The following is a 2,776-nucleotide window of genomic DNA, read 5'->3' as shown; positions in this document are numbered from 1 at the left end:
CCATCGTCGCGGGGACGGCCGGTGCCATGTGCGGTGCTCCCTGGGGGTCGGTGCTGCGGCCACTCGGTGCTGTGGCTACGGGGAATTGTCGCATCCGCAGCGCGCGGCCAGTGCGGCCCCCGTCACACCGGCGTCATACCGGCGTCATACCGGGCGGACGATGCCCGCCGCCAGGCCCGCGGCGACGGCCGCGGTGCGGCTGTCGACGCCGAGCTTTCCGTAGATGTGCACGAGGTGCGTCTTGACCGTGGCCTCGCTGATGAAGAGCCGGCGGGAGATCTGCCGGTTGCCCAGCCCCTCGGCGACGAGCCCGAGGATCTCGGTCTCGCGGGGCGAGAGCACGGGCCGGCCGCCCGCGCGCACCCGTCCGAGCAGCCGTGCGGCGACGGGCGGGGCCAGCACCGTCTCGCCGCGTGCGGCGGCCCGGACGGCGGCGGCCAGCTCCTCCGGCGGGGCGTCCTTGAGCAGGTACCCGGTCGCCCCGGCCTCGACGGCGGCGAGGATGTCGGCGTCGGTGCTGTAGGTGGTGAGGATCAGCACGGCGGGCGGATCCGGCAGGGCCGTGATGTGCCGGGTGGCCTCGACGCCGTGCATGCCCGCGCCCATCTGGAGATCCATGAGCACCACGTCGACGCGCACGCCGGAGCCGAGCACGCGCAGGGCCTCGGCCCCGTCGGCGGCCTCCCCGGCGGCCTCCACGTTCGGCAGTTCGTCGACCATGGCCCGCAGCCCGCGGCGCACGACGGGGTGGTCGTCGACGAGCAGCACCCGGACGGCCCCGCTCACGGGTGCACCCCTTCCGCCTGCGGCGAGGCGGACGCGCGGGGCCGCGGATCGCCGCCCCGGGCGCCGGCGGCCCCGAGCGGGATCACCGCCGCGACCGCCGTGCCCTCCCCCGGGGCCGATTCGACGGTGAGCGTGCCGCCCAGATCCGCGATGCGCTCGCGCATGCCGTGCAGGCCGAACGTACGGCGGCCGGCGGCGGCGGACGCGGAGCCGGCGGCGGGGGCGAAGCCCACGCCGTCGTCGTAGACGTCGAGGGCGACCTGGTCGCCGAGGTAGGTGAGGGTGACGGCGGCGTGCTCGGCGCGGGCGTGGCGGGCGACGTTGGCCAGGGCCTCCTGGGTCAGCCGCAGCAGGGCCACCTCGGTGTCCACCGGGAGCGGGCAGGGGTCGCCGTCGAGGCGGAAGGCGGCGCCGGGGACGGTCCGGGCGGTGACGCGGCGCAGCGCCTCGGGCAGGGGCGCGTCGTCGAGGGCGGGCGGGGTGAGGGCGTGGACGAAGCGGCGGGCCTCGGCGAGGTTGTCGGAGGCGGTGCGGCCGATCTCTCGCACCCGCGCCCGTACGGCCTCGGGGGCGTCCGGGTCGGCCGTCTCGGCGGCGCGGGCGAGCAGCACGATGCTGGACAGCCCCTGGGCGAGGGTGTCGTGGATCTCGCGGGCCAGCCGCTGCCGCTCGGCGAGCCGGCCGGCCTCGCGCTGGGCGGCGGCGAGCTCGTCACGGGTGCGGACCAGGTCGTCGATCAGGCGCTGGCGCCGGCTGCTCTCCCGGTAGAGCGCCGCGTAGCCGTACGCGGTGAGGATCGCGACGGCCGCCCCGGCCACCGGGCCGATGACCTTGGCGGCGGTGAGGCCGCCGGGCCCGGCGGCCTGGGCGGCCACGACGGCGCCGGTGATCGCGGCGACGGCCGGCAGGGACCGGCGCACCGGCAGCAGGTGGAGGTGGAGGAAGAAGAGCGGGAAGGCGACGTAGCTGAAGCCCCGGTCGAGCAGCAGGCCCGCGAGCCAGAGCGCGGTGAGGACGGCCAGCCACAGGCCGGTACGGGCGCGGGCGGCCCGCCGGGCCCGCAGCGCGCCCGCGCCGTAGGCCAGGCCGAGCAGCGTGCCCGGCAGCAGCGCGGCGCGGCCGTCCGGGCCGAGCACGGCGGGCGCGAGCGCGACGGCCAGCAGCGCGTAGAAGGCGCCGTGCAGCGCGTACCGCACCAGCCGCAGCGAGGAGGCGGCCGGCGGCGCGGCGGGCACGGAGTCGTTCATTCCATCGAGCGTAAGGGCGGACCGCGGGGCACCCGTCCGGCGAGCCATCAACCGTTCGATTGATTTCCGGTTGCCTCCTTGCCCCGATACCGGCGGGGGCGGCCGCGGGGAAGGGTGGAGGCCCACTGTCCGCCGGGAGCCGGGAAGGTCCTCCTTGTTCGTCGCACTCCGTGACATCCGTTTCGCCCGGGGGCGCTTCGCCCTCATGGGCACGGTGGTCATGCTCATCACCACGCTGGTGGTCTTTCTGTACGGCCTGACGGGCGGCCTCGCCCGGGAGGCGTCGTCGGCGGTCTCCGGGCTGCCCGCCGACCGGATCGTCTTCGGCGCCCCACCCGGGGCGAAGCCGGAGGTGTCGTTCGGCAACAGCGTCCTGGACGAGCGGCAGATCGCCGCCTGGCGCGCGGCGCCGGGCGTCACGTCCGCCGAGCCGCTGGGGGTGGCGATGACCCGGCTGACGGCCGGCGATCGCGCGGTGTTGGTGAGCGTGCTCGGCACGGCGGACCGGCTGCGCCCCGCGCTGCTGTCCGGCTCCGCGCCCGGGGACGGGCAGGTGGCGGTCGGCGAGCGGATCGCCCGCGAGAACCGCGTGCGCCCCGGCGACCGGGTCACCCTGGGCACCCTCGCGCTGACCGTCTCGGGAGTGACCGCCGACCGCGGCTACGGGCACGCGCCCAGCGTGTGGACCACGCTCCCCACCTGGGCGCGGGTCAGCCACCAGCCCGGCCCCTCCGCCCTGGCCG

General features: G+C 77.1%; 3 protein-coding genes. 1 reads left to right on the top strand and 2 read right to left on the bottom strand.

Annotated elements, in window-relative coordinates; all coding sequences use genetic code 11:
* Positions 1–144: 144 nt before the first annotated feature.
* A complete protein-coding gene (locus AB0K09_RS32000; RefSeq protein WP_366068898.1) occupies positions 145–786 on the bottom strand; it encodes a response regulator transcription factor in 642 nt (213 codons plus the stop codon).
* A complete protein-coding gene (locus AB0K09_RS31995; protein ID WP_366068897.1) occupies positions 783–2,033 on the bottom strand; it encodes a sensor histidine kinase in 1,251 nt (416 codons plus the stop codon). Before AB0K09_RS31995 ends, AB0K09_RS32000 begins: the two co-directional genes overlap by 4 nt.
* 154 nt (positions 2,034–2,187) lie before the next feature.
* Here AB0K09_RS31995 and AB0K09_RS31990 point away from each other — a divergent pair.
* Positions 2,188–2,776: ABC transporter permease (locus tag AB0K09_RS31990; protein ID WP_366068896.1), on the top strand; the 589-nt coding region annotated here is incomplete at its 3' end.

The sequence above is a fragment of the Streptomyces sp. NPDC049577 genome (genome assembly GCF_040675635.1).
Lineage (GTDB): Bacteria > Actinomycetota > Actinomycetes > Streptomycetales > Streptomycetaceae > Streptomyces.
This window is presented reverse-complemented; position numbering and strand designations above follow the sequence as displayed.